Source organism: Thiocapsa bogorovii (assembly GCF_021228795.1).
Taxonomy (GTDB): domain Bacteria; phylum Pseudomonadota; class Gammaproteobacteria; order Chromatiales; family Chromatiaceae; genus Thiocapsa; species Thiocapsa bogorovii.
This window is the reverse complement of sequence record NZ_CP089309.1, coordinates 4,147,582-4,161,377: the sequence shown is the minus strand read 5'-3', so window position 1 is coordinate 4,161,377 and position 13,796 is coordinate 4,147,582. Positions and strand designations below refer to the sequence as shown.

Annotated in this window: 15 protein-coding genes and 1 pseudogene; 10 read left to right on the top strand and 6 right to left on the bottom strand. The window is 64.5% G+C overall.

All coding sequences use genetic code 11. The features are described 5' to 3' along the window. Positions 1-101 precede the first annotated feature (101 nt). Positions 102-950, top strand: coding sequence for a transposase (locus LT988_RS18445; protein WP_332460584.1), 849 nt, complete (start codon positions 102-104; stop codon positions 948-950). A gap of 628 nt (positions 951-1,578) precedes the next feature. Here LT988_RS18445 and LT988_RS18440 read toward each other — a convergent pair. Next, positions 1,579-2,718, bottom strand: a complete 1,140-nt coding sequence (locus tag LT988_RS18440; protein WP_232406978.1) for a reverse transcriptase domain-containing protein — start codon at positions 2,716-2,718, stop codon at positions 1,579-1,581. Between the two features lie 110 nt (positions 2,719-2,828). Beyond that, the gene (locus LT988_RS18435) at positions 2,829-3,224 is read right to left on the bottom strand and encodes a reverse transcriptase family protein (RefSeq protein WP_232406977.1); all 396 of its coding nucleotides are present in this window, start codon (positions 3,222-3,224) and stop codon (positions 2,829-2,831) included. 718 nt (positions 3,225-3,942) lie between these two features. On the opposite strand from LT988_RS18435, the gene LT988_RS18430 reads away from it, so the two are divergent. Next, the gene (locus LT988_RS18430) at positions 3,943-4,194 is read left to right on the top strand and encodes a type II toxin-antitoxin system Phd/YefM family antitoxin (protein ID WP_232406976.1); all 252 of its coding nucleotides are present in this window, start codon (positions 3,943-3,945) and stop codon (positions 4,192-4,194) included. Continuing rightward, positions 4,191-4,577 (top strand): type II toxin-antitoxin system VapC family toxin, encoded by a 387-nt coding sequence (locus tag LT988_RS18425; protein WP_232410613.1) that lies wholly within the window; start codon positions 4,191-4,193, stop codon positions 4,575-4,577. Before LT988_RS18430 ends, LT988_RS18425 begins: the two co-directional genes overlap by 4 nt. Positions 4,578-4,807: 230 nt before the next feature. Here LT988_RS18425 and LT988_RS18415 read toward each other — a convergent pair. Then, positions 4,808-5,119: pseudogene (locus tag LT988_RS18415) on the bottom strand (transposase); the annotation flags it as partial. Positions 5,120-5,132: 13 nt separating this feature from the next. Between LT988_RS18415 and LT988_RS18410 the strand changes: the two are divergent. The 7 genes from LT988_RS18410 to LT988_RS18380 all read left to right on the top strand — a co-directional run bounded on the left by LT988_RS18410 (position 5,133) and on the right by LT988_RS18380 (position 9,440). Then, positions 5,133-5,369 (top strand): hypothetical protein, encoded by a 237-nt coding sequence (locus LT988_RS18410; protein WP_232406975.1) that lies wholly within the window; start codon positions 5,133-5,135, stop codon positions 5,367-5,369. Between the two features lie 409 nt (positions 5,370-5,778). Further along, on the top strand, positions 5,779-6,051 hold the full coding sequence (locus LT988_RS18405; protein ID WP_232406974.1) for a FitA-like ribbon-helix-helix domain-containing protein: 273 nt from the start codon (positions 5,779-5,781) through the stop codon (positions 6,049-6,051). Then, complete coding sequence (locus LT988_RS18400) at positions 6,036-6,425, top strand: type II toxin-antitoxin system VapC family toxin (protein WP_232406973.1); 390 nt, start codon at positions 6,036-6,038, stop codon at positions 6,423-6,425. Before LT988_RS18405 ends, LT988_RS18400 begins: the two co-directional genes overlap by 16 nt. Further along, positions 6,422-6,841 carry a restriction endonuclease subunit S domain-containing protein gene (locus LT988_RS18395; RefSeq protein WP_232406972.1) on the top strand — a complete coding sequence of 140 codons (420 nt, stop codon included), beginning with the start codon at positions 6,422-6,424 and terminating at the stop codon, positions 6,839-6,841. Before LT988_RS18400 ends, LT988_RS18395 begins: the two co-directional genes overlap by 4 nt. Positions 6,842-7,078: 237 nt before the next feature. Further along, complete coding sequence (locus LT988_RS18390) at positions 7,079-7,228, top strand: hypothetical protein (RefSeq protein WP_232406971.1); 150 nt, start codon at positions 7,079-7,081, stop codon at positions 7,226-7,228. Further along, positions 7,225-9,042 (top strand): RhuM family protein, encoded by a 1,818-nt coding sequence (gene rhuM, locus LT988_RS18385; RefSeq protein ID WP_232406970.1) that lies wholly within the window; start codon positions 7,225-7,227, stop codon positions 9,040-9,042. The genes LT988_RS18390 and rhuM overlap by 4 nt, the downstream gene beginning before the upstream one ends. Further along, entirely contained in the window at positions 9,006-9,440 is a 435-nt protein-coding gene (locus tag LT988_RS18380; protein WP_232406969.1) for a hypothetical protein, read from the top strand. The genes rhuM and LT988_RS18380 overlap by 37 nt, the downstream gene beginning before the upstream one ends. A 250-nt stretch (positions 9,441-9,690) precedes the next feature. Here LT988_RS18380 and LT988_RS18375 read toward each other — a convergent pair whose 3' ends face one another. The 3 genes from LT988_RS18375 to amrS form a co-directional block, all read right to left on the bottom strand. Beyond that, entirely contained in the window at positions 9,691-11,055 is a 1,365-nt protein-coding gene (locus LT988_RS18375) for an NAD(P)/FAD-dependent oxidoreductase (protein ID WP_232406968.1), read from the bottom strand. A 224-nt stretch (positions 11,056-11,279) separates the two neighbouring features. Then, positions 11,280-12,485 carry a hypothetical protein gene (locus LT988_RS18370; protein WP_232406967.1) on the bottom strand — a complete coding sequence of 402 codons (1,206 nt, stop codon included), beginning with the start codon at positions 12,483-12,485 and terminating at the stop codon, positions 11,280-11,282. A gap of 115 nt (positions 12,486-12,600) precedes the next feature. After that, positions 12,601-13,713 carry an AmmeMemoRadiSam system radical SAM enzyme gene (amrS, locus tag LT988_RS18365; RefSeq protein WP_232406966.1) on the bottom strand — a complete coding sequence of 371 codons (1,113 nt, stop codon included), beginning with the start codon at positions 13,711-13,713 and terminating at the stop codon, positions 12,601-12,603. Between the last annotated feature and the right edge of the window lie 83 nt (positions 13,714-13,796).

Sequence of the window (13,796 nt, the reverse complement as noted above, 5' to 3'; positions counted from 1 at the left end):
GGCTCCTTCCCGGCTGACCCCGGAGGGCGCAAAGCCCCGGGGCGGTGATGCCCCATCCTCCCACACATTCTCCCAAAGGGAGGCGACATCTATCCTGACACCTGGGGCACTGGCCGCTGTGCATTCGCGGCGACCGCGATTGGGGCACCCAAGCCAACATGGCACGGGCCGAGCAGGAGGGGATCCCGTATCTGTTCAAGCTGCGCATGACCTCCAAGGTCAAGCAGACCGTCGAGCGCCTGATGCGCGATGCCGAGTGGTGCGATGCCGGTCAAGGCTGGCAGGGGGCCGAGACGACCCTGCGTCTGTCGGGCTGGAGCCGTGCCCGGCGCGCCGTCGTGCTGCGCCGGCGCATCAAGGCCGACCTGGCCGTCGTCGAGCAGGGTGATCCCGAGCAGCTGCGCCTGAGCTTCGCCGAGCTCACCGACGAGACGATCGTCTACGAGTACGCCGTGCTGGTGACCTCGCTGCCCCATGAGATCCTGAGCGTGGCGCAACTCTATCGCGATCGCGCCGACGCGGAGAATCCCTTCGACGAGCTCAAGAACCATTGGGGCTGGGGCGGCTTCACCACCCGCGACATCAAGCGCTGCCGCTTCATGGCGCGCATCACCGCCTTGACCTACAACTGGTGGAGCCTGTTCGTGCGCCTGGCCGACCCGACTCGGCACACCGAGGCGATCACCAGCCGCCCGCTGCTGCTCAGCGCACCGGCACGACTGACCCGTCACGGCGGGCAGACGCGCCTGACCATCAGCCATCCCCATGCCGAAGCCGGGTGGGTGGAGGCGACCTGCCGCGAGATCACGGCCTTCTTCAACACGCTGCGCCGAACTGCGGAGCAGTTGAGTCCCCTGCAACGCTGGTACCGGCTCCTCTCGCGGGCGCTGGTGAAGTATCTCAACGGCCGCCAATTGCAGCCGCCGGCGGTGTTACCGGCGCCGGCGTAGCCGCCGAACCGCCGGTATGTGTACTCGCCCGCGGGCCGAAAACGCTCCGCGACGGGCGCTAACTGCTCTTTTTAGGTTGAAATCTTCGTGGGTATGGCTGAGAGAGCTTGGCCTTGGCCTCGTGCAGATTAATCTGGATCAATAGTTGGTCCGCCGGTTGGTCCGGTTTGCGGTCCAATCTAGCAGAGACTGGAACTGACGCACGGATCGGTCGCCTTACACCGCGTGTTCAGGCGAGGTCAGCTTCAGTTCCGCCTGCAAGCCCCCGGCACCCGATTCGCCTTGGGCACCGCAAACGGCGTTCCAGACCTCTTCGGCCAGAGGGAAACCGGAGAGGGAAACCATGGACAGACCCTGAGCTATCCCCACGAATCCTAAAGCCGAATCAGCAGCTTAGCGGCGAACCACTTGATAGAGCCACACGTCATGAGCCGGGGCTCCGCAGGCTATTGATCGGTAGAGAAATATTGTTGGGGATAACTCATGGTCGGAGAGTAAGCCGGGTCCTCACCGTCGGTTAGGCTGATGTTTGTGTTCTCTGTTTGCCGCCTGGTTTCCCGGCGGTGCCACATGATCTCGGCCATACGACGGTTTGTTCCCGGCTCCTCGCAGAACCGGACTTGGAGTGTTACACCATCCGGCTCCCAGCTTGAGTCTTCCACCAAGGAACGGGGTAGAGGTCGTGAATAATCCGCGCCGTCGGGAGCATGGGCTTGATGACCGCGTAGAAGCGCTTCCAGGTCAACGAGCGACGTTGGCTGCGCCGATTGAGCCATTTGAACAACAGGCCCGTGGCGGCGTAGAGATCACCCGACACGCTCCGGCTATTGCCGCTCACACCGTAGTGCTGGATGTGGCCGCGCAGGTGCCGGATCAGGTAAGCCACCATCGCCCGCCCGCCTTGCGCCCGCAACCCACGCAAGCGCTCGCTCAGGAGCTTGAGCTTCTTGCGGACCCGCTTGCCGTCGGTCTTGCGCCCGACGACGAAACGTCCCGTTCGGCTCGTCCCGACGTAATGGGTCAAGCCAAGGAAGCTGAAGGTCCGCGGTCCGGACGTTTCCGCCCGCGTCCGACCCAGGTGCTCGCTGCCGAAACGCAGCAGTGCCGTTTTGCTCGGCTCGACCTCCAGGTCGAACTGCGCCAGGCGTGCGGTCATCTCGGTGAGAAAGGCCCGTGCATCGCCTTCGTACTCGAAGCAGGCCACGTAGTCGTCGGCGTAGCGAATCAGGTACGCCCTTCCCGTGCACGTCACCGCAAACCGTTTCTCGAACCAGAGGTCGAGGACATCGTGCAGGTAGATATTACTGAGCACGGGCGAGACCAGACCCCCTTGCGGGGCGCCCTCTTCACTGGCCGTGAGCGCGCCGTCCTCCATGATGCCGGCCTTCAGGAACCGCCGCACGATCCGCAACAGATTGGGATCGCCGATGCGGTGCTCCAGGAAGTCCATGAGGTGGGAGTGTGACAGATGATCAAAGAAGCCTTTGATGTCCGCCTCCACCACCCACTGCGTGCGCCCGTTGGTGATGACCTCGGCCACCCGGCGCAGCGCATCGTGCGCGCTGCGACCCGGCCGAAACCCGAACGAGCAGTCCCGAAACTCCGGCTCCCAACCGGAGAGTCGCGTGTCGCTCGTGAATCCGTCCGGGGGCTCCTGCCGCCGGACGGACTCGCTCCTTGGCGACGACCTGTTTTGGCCCCGGTTCGCCCCGCTCCGGGCCGCGCTGCGCCACGACGTGCGCCCGAGGGGCGCGGTCGGGCTGCGCACGGCCCTGCGACGAACGGCTCGACGGCGTGTCGGATGCGCTTTGCATACCGCCTTCGCGGCTTCGCGACCACGGCCGCTTCGCCACTGCGGCGGCACGCACGCGCCGACGCCTACCGGGGGCCGCTCGGCTTCGCTCCGCTCTCCATGCCTCGCGGAATGGCCTGAAGGATGCGGCCGAGGCGATCTTGGACCAGGCGGTCCTCGAAGCTCGGCACCCCCAACGGTCGATAACGACCGTCCCCTTTCGGGATGTAGGTGCGCCGCACCGGCAACGGCCGGTACCCCAGACGGCGAATCCGTGCCGACAGATCCTCCAGACGCGCGTCCAGACCCACTGCATAGTCGTCCTTCCTAACCCCGTCGACTCCGGGCGCCTTGCGTCCGTCCTGGCGCTCGAAGCTTTCGCGCAACCCCTCCGGGTCAAACAACATGCCCATCAGGGACGTGAACCGCGTGTGCGGTTCCGCGCGCGCCATCAGTGTGAAACGCTCAAGCTTGCTGGTCACGGTCAGAGTCCTCTCGGTGTAGGGCCGTGTTTCACTCTTGCGTTGTCTCAAACCGCCACCCCTTCGCTCCGCCCGCATTACCGGGTATCAACGCTACTATAGGTGGCTCCGACTTCCGCGCATCGCCGCCCGCGTCCTCGCTTTTGACACTTGTTCGCGGGTGCCCGCCTCCGACGGACCGATACACGGATCTCCCTGGTTACCGCGTGCTCTCGATGTCAGGCTCGATACGGCCTCGGACCCGGGGAGTACCCGTGCCACTCGCCATGACGCGACACGGACTGTTGCCTGCCGGAGGGACAAACCCGTCGGCACTCCCGACCAAATGTTTCGGGGCTCAACACCTTCAAGGTCGGCTCCACCCGTTACCTTTGCACCTCGCCTGCTGTCGTGCCTACGCATCGACGCGGCTGTTACCAGCCGCGCCGCAAGGCTCGATACCGGGCTCGTGGCTAGCGATTACCCAGGCGGGAGTTCCACCCGCTAGAACACGCGGCCTTGCCAGGCCGCACTGTCCCTATTTTCACGTTCACACATTTTCATAGTCCCCATTTTCACCCAGCCGCGCGTCTTCCATGACGGCGCGCCTGACGTCGTCGCGATCGCAGACCACGAACCAGCGCGGGTCGGCGTGGTCTTGACTCATCGGGGCAGGCTGCTTGTCTTCCACCAAGCAAGCCGACTAGACTAACCCAACTTAGTCCAATAGGAGCCCAGGATGAACATCGTCAACATGCATGAAGCCAAGACCCATCTGTCTCGTCTGGTCGAGCAGGCCGCCGCGGGCGAGCCCTTCATCATCGCTCGGGCGGGTAAGCCGCTAGTCAAGGTGGTGGCGCTGGATACGCCCGACGGCGCCCAAGTGCGGCGTCTGGGGTTCCTGCGCGGCGAGATCAGCGTTCCGGAGGACTTCGACTCGATGGGACAAGAGGCGATCGAGGCCTTGTTCGGCGGCAACGACCGGCGATGAGGCTGCTGCTCGACACTCACCTGCTGCTGTGGGCCGCCGGGGATCCCGACCGCCTCCCCGCGGCGGCCCGGACGTTGCTAGACAACGCCGACAACCAACCGATCTTCAGCCCTGCCAGCCTGTGGGAGATCGCAATCAAGCTGGGCTTGGGTCGGCCCGATTTCCGCGTCGATCCGCGACCTCTGCGCCGCGGGCTGCTCGACAACGGCTGGCATGAGTTGCCGATCAATGGTAGGCATGCGGCCGCGGTGGTCGATCTGGAGCCGATCCACAAGGATCCGTTCGACCGCATGCTGATTGCGCAGGCGCTCGTCGAAGGCGTGGTCCTGCTGACGGCCGATGCGCTCATCGGGCGATACCGGGGGCCGATCCGGGTGCTGTGATGCCAGGCGCCGTCCTCGAACGCTCGACCAGGAATACTCGCCCGGTGCTGAAACCATCGACGCCCGCACCGGATTGAGCTCGATGTAGCGCTGACAGGCCAACAGATAGGCATCGGCTTCGATAAGCGAGGAGCGGAACCGACCCTCGAATAACCCGCCGGAGCGTCGATACGTGCGATTGACGTAGTGGACATCAGACAGCTCGTTCAGGGCGGAGCCATCGCGGTGCGCAGCGATCCAGGCGTACTTCACAGCGCATCCCGCGCGAAGTACGCCGTCGCTTTTTCTAAGATGTCGACCTCGCGTTTGAGCCGCGCGTTCTCCGCGCACAGACGCGACAGCTCCATCGCCTCCGGCGTCACTTTCGCCGCGCCCGCGCCGTTGAGCGTGCCGGCGTCGAACGCCTTCACCCAGTTGCGCAGGGTCTGCTCGACCAGACCCATCTCCTTGGCCACCGCGCTCGCGCTCTTGCCGTCCTTCACCCGCTTCACCGCCTGTTCCTTGAACTCGGCGGTGTACGCTTGCTTCGGAATCTTCTGCATCGTCGTCTCCAGTGTGACAGACCGTCTACGTCATCCTTGGAAGACTAAATTTCGGGGGAACCTCATCGTCGCCTCCCTGCGCCGCGAGGTCCTGCCTCATGCCCCGGCCGCCTGGTATGTCCCGGACAGTGTCAAGATCGGCTACGAGATCAGCTTCACCCGCTACTTCTACAAGCCCAAGCCTCTGCGGACGCTGGAGGAGATCCGCGTCGATATCCTGGCGCTGGACCGGGAGACGAGGGGCTCTTGAGCGAGATCGTCGGGGGACGGGCGCGATGAGCGTCTGGCCTGGACAGGCCCCGCCGGGCTCGACGTCCAAACCGCGGCCGTCGCGCCCCGGATCGCCCGGCACCCCTGCATCCCCCTATATGCCTTCCAGCGTTCAGCAGGCCCCGCCTGCGCTCCATGCTAGACGCAGCCTTTAACATGGACTGCGAGGCGGGCCATGCGCAACGGAGCCGATATCATGATCGGCAGCACTCAAGAGCCCATGCGAGCGGGCCGACCCGCACGCCTCCGAGAAGGGCTTAAGGCGCTGTTGTCCAAAGCGGATCGCGCCATGGGCCGACTTGATAGGTCGGCGCAGACCCTGCCCATCCGGGGAGTACGACTTATAATGGCAACCTGATGGCACAATACGATAGCAAGCGAGGTAGGCCATGAAGAACATCACCATCCGCGGGATCGACGACCCGCTTGACCAGGCCCTCAAGGCCCTTGCCGACCAGGAGGCCAGGAGCGTCAATCAACTGGTGCTCGACGTACTGAGGGAGCGCTTCGGGCTGGCCAAGGCCGCGCGCCACAGCACCCGGCACCACGACATGGACGGCCTTTTCGGCACCTGGAGCGCGGAGGAGTATCAAGGGATACAAGGGGCGGTGGAGGCTCAACGCCGCCTCGATCCCGAGCTGTGGTCATGCGACGCGCCCTGATCGACACCAACATCTACTCGCTCGCGATGCGCGGCGAGCCGGATGTGGTGGATCGGCTGCAACAGCTCGATGACCTCGCCTTCTCCGTCGTGAGCCTCGGCGAGCTGCTCGCCGGGTTCCGCGCCGGTCATCGTGAGGCGAAGAACCGACAGGAGCTTGGCCGGTTCCTGGACTCGCCACGGGTTCGTCTCCTGACTGTCGACGAGGAGACCGCGGACTTCTATGCCGCGATCGTCGCGGCCCTGAAGCGCGCCGGGACACCGATCCCCACCAACGACATTTGGATCGCTGCCGTCGCCCAGCGCCACGGCCTGCCGGTCTACACCAGGGACGCCCATTTCCAGGCCGTGCCCGGACTGCTGCTGATCCCATGATCGACGGACTCAAGCCCTATCCCGAGTGCAAGGACTCCGGCGTGGCGTGGCTGGGGGAGGTGCCGGAGCAATGGGTAGTCTCGCCGGTGCGCCGGCTGATCTCGTTCGTGACCTCCGGATCGCGCGGATGGGCAGATTTCTACAGCGATGAAGGTGATATTTTCCTTCAAAGCGGGAATCTCGGGCGATCAATGGCCCTGAACTTGTCCTTCAATCAGCGGGTACGACCACGAGAGGGAGCGGAAGGTAAACGCACCCGCGTTGAGTGTGCCGATCTGCTGCTTTGCATCACTGGTGCGCTGACCGGAAATGTTGTCCACGTTGTGGATGAACTCCCCGCGCCGAGTTACGTAAACCAGCACGTGGCGCTTATTCGGCCGAATCGCTCAGCTGTAATTCCGAGATACCTTGCTTAGGCATTCCACTCCCAAATCGGGAGGATCCAATTCAAGTCGGTGGAATACGGTGGAACCAAGCAAGGTCTCGGCCTCGATGATGTCAAGTCGGCGCTGATTCCCATCCCAACTCTCTCAGAGCAGGCGGCGTTCTGCGCCGCGCTGGATGCCACCTTGGACCGGCTTGCCGCATCGCTGGGGAGCGTCCAGCGTGAAATCGCCCTCCTCCACGAATAGCGCACCCCCCTCATCGCCGACGTGGTCACCGGCAAGCTCGACGTGCGCGAGGCGGCTTTGCTCTTGCCGGACGAATCCGAGGAGTCGGAGCCACTCAACAAGGCCGATCCCGAGAGGGAAGATGTCGCGGAAGACAACCTCGGCACCCTGCCGGAGGAGACGCTGGCGTGAGCAATACACCCGACGAAGCGTCGCGCAGCGGCCTGGTGCTGTACGAGGCCCCGGACGGGGCGGTCCGGGTCGAGGTGCGGCTGCATGGGGACACGGTTTGGTTGACGCAGGCGCAGATGGCGGAGCTGTTTGGCCGCGAACGGTCGGTCGTGACCACGCACGTGCAGAATGTCTTTCGCGAAGGGGAACTGGGACAGGATGGCAATGTGCAAATTTTGCACATTGCCGGCTCCGACAAGCCGGTCGGATTCTACAGTCTGGACGTGATCATCTCGGTCGGCTACCGGGTCAAGTCGCCCCGCGGGACCCAGTTCCGCATCTGGGCCACGCGGGTGCTGCGCGATCATCTGGTTCAGGGCTATTCGATGAACCAGGCCCGGCTGCGCGACCTCGGCCAGGCCGTGCGGCTGATCACCGAGACCGCGCAACGACGCGCTGTTGAAGGCGGACGGGACCCCGCGCGTGTCCAACGAGACGCTGGTGGCACTGACCCTGATGATTGCCGAGAGCCGGCCCGAGGAGAAGGACATCCCGGTCCGCATCCTGATGCATCTGCTGGGCGGTGGGGATTGACCATGACCACGGACACCACCGAGCGCGGCATTGATCGGCTGATCTGTGCGGCGATGACCGGCTCCCCGTGCGAGCCCGGCGCCCTGACGTCAGGCCCGCTGGACGAGCCCCACGCCGATTACGGGGTGGGCTGGATGTGCGGCAGGGCGGCGGACTACGACCGGGAATACTGCGTCGATCTGGCCCAGCTTGCGGCCTTTCTCCAGGAGACGAAGCCCGAGGTCGCCGCGGCACTCGACCTGCACGAGGACGGCCCGGCGCGGCGCAAGTTCCTGGCCGGCCTCCAAGGGGAGATCACCCGGCGCGGCACCATCGACGTGCTGCGCCACGGGATCAAGCACGGGCCACATCATATCGATCACTTCTACGGTACGCCGTCACCCGGGAATGCGGAGGCCGCCGCGCGGAACAAAGCCAACCGGTTCAGCGTGACGCGGCAGCTCCGCTACAGCCGCGACGAGACTCAACTCGCTCTGGACCTGTGCCTCTTCATCAACGACCTGCCGGTGGCCACCTTCGAGCTGAAGAACAGATTGACCAAGCAGACCGTCGAGGATGCCGTCCAACAGTACAAGCGGGACCGCGACCCGCGCGAGAGGCTCTTCGAGCTCGGCCGCTGCGTCGTGCATTTCGCCGTGGACGATCACGAAGTGCGCTTCTGCACCCAGCTCAAGGGCAAGGCATCCTGGTTCCTACCCTTCAACCTGGGTTGGAACGATGGGGCCGGCAACCCACCCAATCCGAACGGGCTTAAGACCGACTACCTGTGGCGGCGCATCCTCACCCCGGCAGGGCTGACCGACATCCTGGAGAACTATGCCCAGGTGGTCGAGATCAAGGAAGAGGAGACCGACCCGAATAAGCTCCACGACTTGAAGGCCGCGCTCGACGGCTACCAGGTCTACATGGCTGCGCAGATCGCGGACCTGGTGCAGCGCTATCTGGGCGGGCCGAGCGCGATGCCCTCGATCCGATTCTCGACGCCTGCGTGGCCGTCTACAGAGACCAGCTCGACGAGGACGGCCAGGTCGACTTCAAAGGCAAGGCCAAGGCGTTCTTGCGGACCTACGGATTCCTCGCCGCGATCCTGCCCTACACCAATGCCGACTGGGAGAAGCTCTCGATCTTCCTCACCTTTCTCGTGCCCAAGCTGCCCGCCCCCATCGAGGAGGACCTCGCCAAGGGCATCCTCGAAGCGATCGACATGGACAGCTACCGGGTCGAGAAGCAGGCGGCCGTGAAGATTCAGCTCCCCGATGCGGACGCGGAGATCGAGCCGGTGCCGACCACGGGGGGCGGCCGCAAGCCCGAGCCGAATTTGGATCGGTTCTCCAACATCCTCAAGACCTTCAACGACCAGTTCGGAAGTATCCCCTGGACCGACGCCGATCGCGTCCACAAGCTCCTCACCGAAGACATCCCGAGCCGCGTGGCGGCCGACGGGGCGTACCGGAACGCCAAGAAGAGCTCGGATAAGCAGAATGCCCGCATCGAGCACGACAAGGCCCTGTCTCGCGTGTTGACGGCCTTACTCAAGGACGACACGGAGCTGTTCAAGCAGTTCGCGGACAACCCATCCTTTCGCCGGTGGCTGACCGATACCGTGTTCAGCCTCACCTACGAGGGCGCCGAAGTCTGAGTGCCCGGGTCCTTGGCGTTCCTGGCCCAAACGCTGGCGCTTTAGGCGCGTCGAACACTGTTGGCGGACTCCCGAATCGCTTCGACCGATCCCGCATTGCCGGACCCGTCGAGGTCGCCCGCATGTGTTGCGGACTTTTCCATCGCGGCCGCTCGCGCGCCCTGTTGCCGAGACTGCTGCTGCCCAATTGCGGAATGAGCCGACACGGTCGAGCCGGCGACACGCTTCGCGCGCTTTGCGCCTTTGCGGTTCATACTCCGACCCGCCGCAGGATCCCCTCCGCCGCCATCAGGCCGTTGACGGCCGCGCCCACGATGCCGCGCGACTTCCCTGCCCCGTCGCCCGCGACGAAGAGTCCGGGCACGCCCGTTTCCAGCTCGCGGCTGGTCGGGTAGCGGACGTCGTAGAACTTGATCTCGGGGACATAGATGGTGGTCGATGGATGGGCGACGCCCGGGATGACACGGGCGAGCAGCTCCAGGCTCTCCTGCAGGTTGCGCACGATCCGGCCGGGATAAGCGAAGGAGATGTCGCCGGGCGTCACGCCGGGACCGGGCGGCAGGGTCGGCATCAACTTGTCGAAGCCCAACTCGGCCGAGAAGAAGCTCTGCGCCTTGGAGCGTCTTCCGGCCATGAGATCACCCCAGCGCTGGACGACGAGACTGTTGCCGCCGCCCCAAAAGTTGGCGAAACGCGCGACCTGTTGCCCCATCTCGGTCGTGTCCTGCAGGGGCTCGGTCATGCCCACGGTGTTTAAGATCGCGAAGTTAGTGTTGGTCGTCTTGGATGCCTTGAGTGCGTCGCCGTTGACCAATCGGAAATCACCATGCTCCTCGACCCGGACGTGTCCGCCGGGATTGGTGCAGAAGGTCCGCGTGCGATCCTGATGGGTCGGTGTGCAAAAGATGAACTTGGGGTCGTAGAGGACGTCGGTGATCTCCTCGTAGACCGAGGAGGCGATCTCCACTCGGCAGCCGATGTCGATCACGCCGTGGCCGGTGTGCACCCCGAGCGCACGTGCCTTCTCGCGGAACCAGTAGGCACCTTCGCGCCCCGGCGAGCAGACCAGATAGGGCGCGCGGAAGTCGCCCGCGGCGGTCTCGATCAGGAATCCGCCGTCGGTCTCGCGGCGGATCTCGGTCACCGCGGTCCCCAGCATCAAGGTTCCTCCGCGTCGCTCGACCGTGTCGGCCATCGCCTTGGTGACCCGGTGCGCGAAGTCGGTCCCCATGTGCCGCTGCACCACCGGGACCAGCTGGATATCCCAGCGACCCTTCGTTGCCGGGCGACGCACCCAGGAGACGCGGTCGAGCCACCATTGAATGCTCGCCTCGTCCAAACCATGCAGCGTCGGATCCGCCCCGTGGTCGAGAAAGATACGATCCACCTCCTCGATCCGACGGGTCGCCTCCTCCTCGGACAGACCGAGCTCCGCGAGATCCAGCCCGATGTGCGGGGAGAGGTTGAGCTTGCCGTCGGTGTAGCCACCGGCCCCACCCGGGCGCGGGCGACGGTCGATGACCAGAACCTTCATGCTGTCGGCGAGCCGCATGGCCGCGAACAGCCCGGCGGGTCCAGCCCCGATGATGACGACGTCGAACGCTTTGGCCGGCATGCTCGTCTCCTGAAACCGCGCTCGGCGCGGTATGCGATGTTTTCGGATGGGATCGGCCCCGGCAAATTTGACGGTCGATGGAGCCGGCGCGGCTTAAGATTCTCAAAAATAGAATGTTCTAAACCGCGTCCCTGCTGAGGGCTATGGATGGGCCAAAGATCGAACTGACTCCACAATGAGGATCTCGCTCCGGACGCGGTTTAGATCCTCGGATATCGATGTAGTTACTCCGGATTCAGCTCCACGGACGGCACGCGAAAAAGGACACGCTTGACCTCGTCGAAGTAGTCCGGGAGATAGCGCTCCCAGAGTCGCACGGGTAAGCACTCGAGTCGAACTTCGGGTGCCGCGGGCAGCGAGAAGAGGTACTCGAGCAGGAACTCGACGTTTTGCGACAGGTGGCCTTGGTAGGCCCGCCCGAGACGCTGGCGGATGATGCGTTCCTCGTGCATGCAGCGGCCGATCTCGCTCTCCAAGGTCTCAGCGGCGTCCGAGCAGATGATCTCCACGCGCACGGCAGGCTCGCCGGTGCGCACGAAGGTCTCGAAGCGGCGGCGGGTCTCGGATGGCGAGACACCATGGTCCCGGAAGACGCGCACGACCTTCTCGGGCAGTCTTTGCGCGAGAATGCGATCCTTATCCGGACCGAAGTCGACAAGCAGATTCACGGCACTGTAATCGCCCCTGTGAACCTCCCGTTCCACGAGCCGACACCCAAGCCCCCCGAGGACCTCGGCGAGTCGCGCCTCATTGTCCGGCTCCATGACGACCTTGATCCCGGCCACGTCGTTGATCTCGACATCATGCGGCCAGTGCGGCGACGGCGTGGCGCGCAGACGGTCCAGGAGCGCACGCGCGTGCGCGTCGAGCGTATCGGGGTCGGAGAGGAGATCGGGATGCGTCGGTCCGCCGAGGCCGCATGGCGTCAGAACCAAATCCGAGAACCGCGGATCCGATCGAGCCTGCAAGACGATCTCCTCGCAGAGCCAATCGACGACCTTGCGCGCGGACTTCTCGGCTAGCCGCCGGATGCGTTTGATCCGGCTTGAGCCCACATAGTGACGCTGCCCGGCGGACTCGGCGAAATAGAGCGTGCCCCGAAACGGCGTCTCGCGATAGAAACGCCCGGGGTCGGCCCGGTAGTCGGCCACCAACCGACGCGCCCGCTCGGACGCGCTCGGCAGGTCGGCGGCGAGCTGGTCCTTGAGGTCGCCTTTGGTGCAGCAGGGTCGACGCGTGATCGGACCGCCGTGCACGCCCTGCAGCAGACCCTGCGCAAGCAGCGGGAGATAACGCGCGACATAGACCGAGTTGAAGTGGACCAGCTGGAGCAGAGCGGTCGGGTCGGACGGCTCGAATCGATCGAGCATCCAGCGCCCGATCAAGTCGTGCAGGGCATCACGATGGATGAATCCGGTGATCGTGATCATCGTGACCTGATGATCGGCGCGGCGATCCGATCGCCTGCCGATCCGATGTCCTCATGGTGGCTCGACACGGGATCCACCCTCGCGGTCGCGCATTCCCGACCGGCGCGACCGGCGTTCAGGCCGCGAAATTGCGCAGGCTAACCGGTTGGCGCCGATCGCCCCACTGTCCGGGCGCGGGCTCGAAAACGCCGGCGCAGGAAGCCCCGCAGCGGTTGCACCGGCCGTCCGCGGTCAGATTCCAATCCGACAGCCGGTACCAGTTCCGGCCGATGAGCGTCTGTCCACAGGCGTGACAGTAGGTGCTCTCGCCATCCTTGTCGTAGACGTTGCCGGTATAGGCATAGCGGACGCCGGTCTCGAGCGCGATGGCGCGAGCTCGGGTCAGTGTGGAGGTCGGGGTCGACGGATAATCCAACATCTTGTAGTCGGGATGAAACGCCGTAAAGTGCATCGGGACATCGGGACCGAGATGCTCGACGACCCATTGGGTCATGGATTGAAGCTCGGCATCCGAGTCGTTCTCCCCCGGGATCAACAGGGTCGTCAGCTCGACCCAAACCTTGGTCTCTCGGACCAGGTACTCCAAGGTCTCCAGAACAGGCTGGAGATGGCCGCTGCAGAGCCGGTGATAGAAGTCCTCGGTGAACCCCTTCAGGTCGACATTGGCGGCATCCATCCACTCGAAGAATTCGACCCGCGGCTCGGGACAGATGTAGCCGGCGGTGACGGCAACCGACTTGATGCCGCGCGCGCGACACGCCTTGGCCACGTCGACGGCATATTCGTGAAAGATCACCGGATCGTTGTAGGTGTAGGCAACGCTGCGACAACCGAGCGACTCTGCCGCCCGGGCGATGGTCTCGGGCTCGGCCGCATCGGCGAGCGTGTCCATCTCGCGTGACTTGCTCATGTCCCAGTTCTGGCAGAACTTGCAGGTCAGATTACAGCCGGCGGTCCCGAACGAGAGCACCGGGGTCCCGGGAAGAAAGTGATTCAGCGGTTTTTTCTCGATCGGGTCGATGCAGAACCCGGACGAGCGACCATAGGTGGTGAGCACGATCTCGCCCTTCTCGCAGGCACGCACGAAGCACATGCCGCGTTGCCCCTCCTTGATCCGACAGAACCGCGGACAGAGGTCGCACTGAACCCTTCCATCGTCGAGACGGTGCCACCAACGCGTCGGGGCAACCCCGATCGCCGACTCGCGACGCATCGCTTCAGGCTTCATCGCAACCTCCCGCTCGGCGCTTGCCGAGACCTGATGACGCCCGACCCCTCGGCCGAACGCCGGTTGAGCCAATCTTTCTTTTC

Excerpts from the sequence above, each read along its gene's own strand:
- LT988_RS18430 (WP_232406976.1), top strand. The coding sequence starts at position 3,943 with ATGAACATCGTCAACATGCATGAAGCCAAGACCCATCTGTCTCGTCTG.
- LT988_RS18425 (WP_232410613.1), top strand. The coding sequence starts at position 4,191 with ATGAGGCTGCTGCTCGACACTCACCTGCTGCTGTGGGCCGCCGGGGAT.
- LT988_RS18405 (WP_232406974.1), top strand. The coding sequence starts at position 5,779 with ATGAAGAACATCACCATCCGCGGGATCGACGACCCGCTTGACCAGGCC.
- LT988_RS18400 (WP_232406973.1), top strand. The coding sequence starts at position 6,036 with ATGCGACGCGCCCTGATCGACACCAACATCTACTCGCTCGCGATGCGC.
- LT988_RS18395 (WP_232406972.1), top strand. The coding sequence starts at position 6,422 with ATGATCGACGGACTCAAGCCCTATCCCGAGTGCAAGGACTCCGGCGTG.
- LT988_RS18380 (WP_232406969.1), top strand. The coding sequence starts at position 9,006 with ATGGACAGCTACCGGGTCGAGAAGCAGGCGGCCGTGAAGATTCAGCTC.
- LT988_RS18375 (WP_232406968.1), bottom strand. The coding sequence starts at position 11,055 with ATGCCGGCCAAAGCGTTCGACGTCGTCATCATCGGGGCTGGACCCGCC.
- LT988_RS18370 (WP_232406967.1), bottom strand. The coding sequence starts at position 12,485 with ATGATCACGATCACCGGATTCATCCATCGTGATGCCCTGCACGACTTG.
- amrS (WP_232406966.1), bottom strand. The coding sequence starts at position 13,713 with ATGAAGCCTGAAGCGATGCGTCGCGAGTCGGCGATCGGGGTTGCCCCG.